The 7,036-nt window shown below is 68.1% G+C and carries 5 protein-coding genes and 1 pseudogene; 2 read left to right on the plus strand and 4 right to left on the minus strand.

The window, feature by feature from the left end; translation table 11 throughout:
- Positions 1–15: 15 nt before the first annotated feature.
- The 3 genes from AN233_RS09290 to AN233_RS09300 all read right to left on the minus strand — a co-directional run bounded on the left by AN233_RS09290 (position 16) and on the right by AN233_RS09300 (position 3,343).
- A complete protein-coding gene (locus tag AN233_RS09290) occupies positions 16–1,260 on the minus strand; it encodes an ABC transporter substrate-binding protein (protein WP_058366533.1) in 1,245 nt (414 codons plus the stop codon).
- A gap of 135 nt (positions 1,261–1,395) precedes the next feature.
- Complete coding sequence (locus tag AN233_RS09295; protein WP_058366514.1) at positions 1,396–2,847, minus strand: aldehyde dehydrogenase family protein; 1,452 nt, start codon at positions 2,845–2,847, stop codon at positions 1,396–1,398.
- 28 nt (positions 2,848–2,875) lie between these two features.
- On the minus strand, positions 2,876–3,343 hold the full coding sequence (locus AN233_RS09300; RefSeq protein ID WP_058366515.1) for a MaoC family dehydratase: 468 nt from the start codon (positions 3,341–3,343) through the stop codon (positions 2,876–2,878).
- Positions 3,344–3,476: 133 nt separating this feature from the next.
- Between AN233_RS09300 and AN233_RS09305 the strand changes: the two genes are divergently transcribed.
- On the plus strand, positions 3,477–3,872 hold the full coding sequence (locus AN233_RS09305; protein WP_058366516.1) for a PaaI family thioesterase: 396 nt from the start codon (positions 3,477–3,479) through the stop codon (positions 3,870–3,872).
- Positions 3,873–4,563: 691 nt separating this feature from the next.
- Here AN233_RS09305 and paaK read toward each other — a convergent pair.
- Positions 4,564–5,850, minus strand: a complete 1,287-nt coding sequence (gene paaK, locus AN233_RS09310; protein WP_058366517.1) for a phenylacetate--CoA ligase PaaK — start codon at positions 5,848–5,850, stop codon at positions 4,564–4,566.
- A gap of 231 nt (positions 5,851–6,081) precedes the next feature.
- On the opposite strand from paaK, the pseudogene AN233_RS16445 reads away from it, so the two are divergent.
- Positions 6,082–7,036: pseudogene (locus tag AN233_RS16445) on the plus strand (thiolase C-terminal domain-containing protein); the annotation flags it as partial.

Here is a 7,036-nt window from a genome sequence, read left to right on the forward strand (position 1 = left end):
GGACATCTGTCAGTCTTAGTTCATCTCGCAGCCGAACTCGCTCGCCGGGCGGAGCGCGTCCTCCCCCTCGGTCTTCGAGAGGATATCGACGTTGGCCATCTCGCCGTCTCCCTCGGTCAACTCGGCGATCCACGTCGGGTTGGTGGCCTGGTGGTCGGACTCGCGCAGCGTGATGTCGCCGAGGACGGTGGTGAAGCTCCCGCCCTCGAGGGCGTCGCGGGCGTCGGCCGGATCCGTGCTCCCCGCCTGCTCCATGCCCTTCGCGATGAGCCGGACGGAGTCGTACCCCGTCCGCTCGTAGTTGCCCGGCACCTCGTCGTACTCCGACTGGAACCCGTCGACGAACGCCTGATTGTCGCCGATGTCGATGGAGGGATTGTAGCGGACCCCGCCGTACGTGCCGACGCTGTTGGCGCCGGTCCCGGCGCGGGTGCTCTTGTACGCCATCGTCGGGGCGACGAGCGCAACGTCCTCGGTCAGTCCGCGGTCCGCGGCCTGGTTGACGAAGGTGACCAGGTCGCCGCCGGTCATCCCGAGCACGGCCACGTCGGCGTCCGAGTTCCCGATCTGCGTGATGTAGGACTCGTAGTTCGACGACCCGAGACTCGAGGACGACTCGCCGACCTCGGTGAACTCGTCGCTCGCCTCTTCCATGCGCATGCTGGTCCGGTTGTAGACGGAGGTGCCGTAGGCGTAGTCCGCGTAGTGGAACCAGACGTTCGACCCGATCTCCTCGACCGTGTACCCGGAGACCGCCTCCGCGACCTGGGCCGTGTTCGTCTCGAAGCGGAACACCCACTGGTTACACTGCTCGCCCGTGATCGGCACCGCGGCCCCGCCGGCGAAGTAGACGGTCTCCTCGGAGGCGGCCAGTTCGTTGAGCCCGAGCGCCGCCGAACTCGAGATCGCGCCGACGAGGTAGTCGGCCCCGTCCTCCTGAATCGCCTGCTGTGCCGCCTGCGAGGCGGCGCTCGCGTTCGTCTCCGTGTCGTAGTAGACGGGGTCGATCTCGAAGCTGTACTCGTCGCTCTCGTTGATTTGCTGGACCGCGTACTCCGCACCCGCACGCTGTGACGGCCCGAGCGTGCTGTACGCGCCCGACATCGGGTTCAGGATGCCGATCGTCGCGGTGTTGTCGCCGCCGCTCGATCCGCCGGTACAGCCGGCGAGGCCCAGCGACGCGGCCGTGCCTGCGACCGACAGGAACGTTCGCCGATCGTACGCGCTACGCTCCCCCGCGGGGGAACCTTCGTTATTCATCATGGTGAATGATCTGATAATGGATCTCAACCAAGGGATAATAAATCTTTGTAGGATCGATGCTCGCGGTTTGGCGGGACGGCCTCGGTCGAAAGTGCGCGCGACGGTCCCCGGCCGAACGCGCGTGACCGATCCTCAGTCGAAGTTGATGTGGACGTTCTTCACTTCGGTGTAGGCCCTGAGCGCCTCCTCGCCCTGCGCCGCGCCGTGCCCGCTGTCCTTCGTGCCGCCGAACGGGACCTGCGGCCACGTGTTCGGCGTCTCGTTGACCATCACCATGCCGTACTCGAGCGCGTCCGCGAGCCGGTGCGCGCGGGAGAGGTCGCTCGTCCACACGCAGGCGGTCAGCCCGAACGGGGAGTCGTTCGCGACCGCGAGCGCCTCGTCCTCGTCGCTCACCTCGATGACCGACAGCACCGGGCCGAAGATCTCCTCGCGGGCGACGGTCATGTCGTTGTCGACGTCGGTGAGGACGGTCGGCTCGACGAAGTGGCCCGTCTCCGGGTCGTCCGGGACGCCGCCGCCCGCGGCGACGGTCGCCCCCTCCTCACGCCCCGTTTCGATGTACTCGAGGACGTCCTGCTGGTGGGACTCGCTCACCACGGGTCCCATCTGGCCGTCGTCGTCGATGCCGCCGCCGAGCGGAATACTCTCCGCGATGTCGACGAGTCGGTCGACCAGCTCGTCGTGAACGTCCTCGTGGACGACGAGCCGCGAGTTCGCCCAGCACATCTGGCCGGCGTTCATGAAGATCCCGTACTGGACGCCGCGCGCGGCCGCCTCGAGGTCGGCGTCCGGGAAGACGACCGCCGGTCCCTTCCCGCCGAGCTCGAGCGTCACGTCGGCGACGGCGTCCGCGGCGTCGCGCTGGATCGTCTTTCCGACCCCGGTGCTCCCGGTGAAGGTGACGTGGTCGACGCCCTCGTGTCCGGCGAGCGCGCTCCCGGCCTCGGAGCCGGACCCGGGAACGACGTTCACCACGCCGTCGGGGAGCCCCGCCTCCTCGGCGGCCTTCGCGTAGTAGAGCGCCGAGAGCGGCGTCGTGCTGGACGGCTTCAACACGACCGAGTTCCCCGTCGCGAGGGCGGGCGCGACCCCGCGACCGGCCAACTGGAACGGGTAGTTCCAGGGAGCGATGTGGGCGGTCACGCCCACCGGCTCGCGTCGGGTGTAGTCCAGCCGGCCGCCGGAGACGGGGATCTGGTCGCCCCGGACCTTGTCCACCGCACCCGCGTAGTGCCGGAAGGTGTCGATCACCATGTCGATCTCGAGGCCCGCCTCGAACGGCGTCTTGCCGTTGTCGTGGGACTCGACCAGCGCGATCTCGTCTTTCATCTCCTCGATGGCGTCGGCCATCTCGTGCAGCGCCGTGCGCCGGGCGCCGAGGTCCAGTTCGCGCCACTCGGACCCGCGCTCGACGGCCGCGGCCGCGGCCGCGACCGCGTCGTCGACGTCCGCCGCGCCGGCCTTCTGTACCGTCGCGTACGGCGCTTCAGTCGCCGGGTCTTCGGTCGTGATCGTCGCGCCGTCCGCGGACGACCGCCACTCGCCGTCGATAAACAGGTCTGTCGGACCGGAGTACTCCATCGTGTCAAAAAGTCCCTCGCGGTCTCCCTTAATCGTTGCTCTCCGCCCGCTTGATCATGAACTTCATGTCGCCCTCGAAGACCGTGGTCCCGTCCTGGTTCTCCATGTGGGTGTCCAAGACCACGAGCCCGGCGTCGTCCCGACTGAGCTCCTTCCGGCTGTCGACGGTCATCTCGAGCTGGATCGTGTCGCCGATGTGGACCGGGTTGGGGAGGTCCATGTAGTTCATCCCGAGGAACGCGATGGCCGTCCGCTCGAGGATCCCGGTCCGGTAGACGAACCCGGTCGCGTGGACGAACGTCATCGGGCCGTGCGCGATCCGCTCGCCGAACTCCTGTTCCGACGCGTACTCGCGGTTCGTGTGCAGCTCCGTCCAGTCGCCGCTGAGCGCGGAGTGCACCACGAAGTCCGCCTCCGTGACGGTGCGGCCGACGCTCACGAACTCCTTCCCCGGCTCGAAGTCCTCGAAGTAGTGCGGCTCGTAGCTGTATGGCATCGCCTAGAACTCATCCGGCCGGGTTAAATAAGTTTAGCTCGGGCGCCGGTCGCCGACCGGCCGTCGTGGCCCGCACCGCACGTGCTTCCGGCGGCGGTACGTATTTATCCCGCGTCGCCGACGTCCCGACCGGATGAGTGACGTTCCAACGGAGCTTCGGGAGCGGATCCGGTCGGATCCCTTCTGTGAGCTCCTCGAGATCGAGTTCGTCGACGTCGACGTCGGCGCGGCCGAGGCGGAGCTGACGGTCACCGAAGAGCTGCTGAACTTCCACGGGACGCTCCACGGCGGCGCGATCTACTCGCTGGCCGACGCGGTGTTCGCCGCGGCGTCGAACTCCCACGGCGACGCGGCGGTCGGCCTCGAGTCGAACATCTCCTACCTCGACGCGGTCGGCGTCGGCGAGACCATCGTCGCGACGGCGGAGGAAACCCACCTCACCGACGGGACCGGGGAGTACGAGGTCGAGGTGACGACCGCGTCCGGCGACCGGGTCGCGACGTTCCGCGGCCGCGTGTACCGTCCCTGATAACCCGGTTCGGGGGCGCTGCTAGCGAGTCGCCGATAGTGGCCGATGCCCGTTCTCGGGATTTTTGTGGTGGGCAGGGACGAGGGGGATCCGAACGTGTGGGTGCTCCCAGTTCCGGCGTCGCAGACGACTCTCAGTACGGCGTTTTTGTAGCTGCTGTCGGTGCTGCTGGGGACAGACCGTCTAGAAAGTCCCGGCCGGCTCTCGCTACTACGTTTCTGTCGTAGCTCCTACTGATCTGGACAGCACCGTCTAGAAAGCCCCAGCCGGCTCGACCGCGCCGGGTTCCGGCAGGCGGTCCGGGCTGCCTGCGGTAGCGGGCTGCCGGGCTGCGACTTGCTGACTCTCGCTCGGCAGGCTCGCGAGAGCGTCGTCCGGGCGGGACCGAGCCGGCTGCCCCTTTCAGTCCCACCCACCGCCCCGCGCCGCAACCGCACGGCAGCCTCGTGCCTCCCCAGCCTCGGCGGCGGCGCGGCCGCGAAACCGCACAGCAGGCGGCCGCGCCCCCGCCTCCCTCGCGCGCGTCGGAGTCGCGCGCGCCGACCGCCTCGGCACCGCCGCGATCACTGAACGGAGGATGGTCGATGGAGGACGGTCGACGGAGGGCGGTCGACGGAGGGCCGTCGACGCAGGACCGGTCTCTCGACCTGTTCGTGGACCGCGGTGATGCCCCGGTTCCGAGGGCCGGTGGTTAGCGGTCGTCGAAGACGCGCTGCACCTTGCCGACCTCGGTCCGCTCGATGCCGCCCGAATCGACGAGGGTCAACTCGTCCGGCGTGAACGAGAGGACGTTGGACAGCCGGGTCATGACGGTGCTGTACAGCTCCGACTCGTCCCCGTCGAACTCCGGCTTCTTCTCGATCGTGAGCTCCATCACGTCGAGGTTGTTCTCCTCGCGGAGGTCGATCCGGTAGTGCGGCGCGACGCCGTCGACGTCGAGCACCACGTCCTCGACTTCGCTGGGGTAGAAGTTGATCCCCCTGACGATCAGGAGGTTGTCGGTCCGCCCGGTGACGTTGTCCATCTTGACCATCGTGCGCCCGCACTCGCACTCCTCGTAGTTCAGGCTCGTGAGGTCGCCCGTGCGGTACCGGAACACCGGCAGCGCCTCCTTGCTCAGCGTCGTCAGGACGAGTTCTCCCTCCTCGCCCTCCTCGACGTGTTCGCCCGTCTCGGGGTCGATGACCTCCGGGTAGAAGTGGTCCTCCCAGAGGTGGAGACCGTCCTGCGCCTCGTGACACTCGTTCGAGACGCCCGGACCGATGATCTCCGACAGCCCGTAGATGTCGATGCCGTTCACGTCGAGCCGCTCCTCGATCTCCTCGCGCATCGGGTCGGTGCACGGCTCCGCGCCGAAGATGATCGTCGAGATCGGCAGATCCTTGGGGTCGTACCCCATCTCCTCGGCCGTCTCCGCGAGGTAGAGCGCGTACGACGGCGTACACGAGAACGCGTCGCTCTCGAGGTCGTTCATCAGCTCGACCTGTCGCTGCGTGCCGCCGCTCCCGATCGGCACGACGGTCGCGCCGAGCCTCTCGACGCCGTAGTGCAGTCCCAGACCGCCGGTGAACAGGCCGTAGCCGTAGGCGTTCTGGACGGTGTCGCCAGCGTCGACCCCGGAGGCCTTCAGCGAGCGAGCGACGACGTCGCTCCACACGTCGAGGTCGTCGTCGGTGTAGCCGACGATCTTCGGCTTGCCTGTCGTCCCGGAGGAGGCGTGGATCCGCGTCACCTCGTCGCGGTCGACCGCGAAGAGGCCGTCAGGGTACTCGTCGCGGAAGTCCTCCTTCGTGGTCATCGGGAGCTTCTCGATGTCCGCCACGCCGTCGATGTCGTCCGGGGTGATCCCCAGCTCGTCGAACTTCTCGCGATAGAACGGAACGTTCTCGTAGGCGTTCTCGACGGTCTCGCGGAGCCGCTCGTCCTGCAGTTCGCGGATCTCCGCTCTGTCCGCCGTTTCTACTGGCTGGTATGCCATGGATACGCACTGATTGGGCTAGTGTGGTTAATAATTGTTGGGATACTTCCGGTCGCCGCGCTGCCTCCGGGACCGCGGCGCTTCGGTGGGGGCGACGAGCGGCCGGCGCGCGGGGTTCGTTCCGGCGTCCGGACCGAAACGGCAACGGAAAGCTATTTTCCGTCCTCCGATGTGTGTCGTCGTATGCGAGACGCTTACATCATCGGCGCCGGGCAGACGCCGTTCGGCGCGATGCCAGACAGGAGCTATCGGTCGCTGTTCGGCGAGGCGTTCGACCGCGCGGTCGAGAGCGTCCCCGACGGGATCGACGAGGCCGACATCGACGAGGCGGTCGTCGGCTCGCTCGGCGTCGGCGGCCGCCAGCTCGGTCTCTCCGGGCCGGCCGCGACGGAACACCTCGGACTCCACGGGATCCCGAGCTCGCGGATCGAGAACGCCTGCGCCGCGTCGGGCTACTCGGTCCGGCAGGCCGTCCAGGCGGTGAAAAGCGGGATGGCGGACGTCGCCCTCGCGGGCGGTGTCGAGGTGATGACCGACATGAGCGGGGACGTGACCAAGTACTGGCTCGGCGTCTCCGGCGAGACGGAGTGGGAGCGGCTCACCGGCACGACGTTCGCCGGCGTGTACGCGCAGATGGCGAGCGCCTACCTGGACCGGTACGACGACGCGACGCGTGAGCACCTCTCGATGGTCGCGGTCAAGAACCACGCCAACGGCGCGAAGAACCCCAACGCCCACCTCGGGTTCGAGTGCTCGCTCGAGGACGCGATGGGCGCGCCCGACGTGGCGCATCCGCTGAACCTCTACCACTGCTGTCCGACTTCCGACGGCGCGGCGGCCGTGCTCGTCGCGAGCGAGGATGTCGTCGACGAGTACACCGACGACCCCGTCCGCGTCGCGGGCGTCGGCGCGAGCAGCGAGCGGGTCGGGCTCTTCCAGCGCGAGGAGTACACGACGATCGCCTCCTCCCGCCGGGCCGGGGAGACGGCCTACGACCGGGCCGGCATCGACCCGTCTGACGTCGACTTCGCGGAGGTCCACGACTGCTTCGCGATCGCCGAATTGCTCGCGTACGAGGACCTCGGCTTCTGTGACCCCGGCGAGGCGTACCGTCTCCTCGAGGACGGCACGACGGAACTCGACGGTGACCTCCCGGTCAACGCGTCCGGCGGCCTCAAGTCGAAGG

The sequence above is a fragment of the Haloparvum sedimenti genome (genome assembly GCF_001462205.1).
In the GTDB taxonomy this organism is placed as follows: domain Archaea; phylum Halobacteriota; class Halobacteria; order Halobacteriales; family Haloferacaceae; genus Haloparvum; species Haloparvum sedimenti.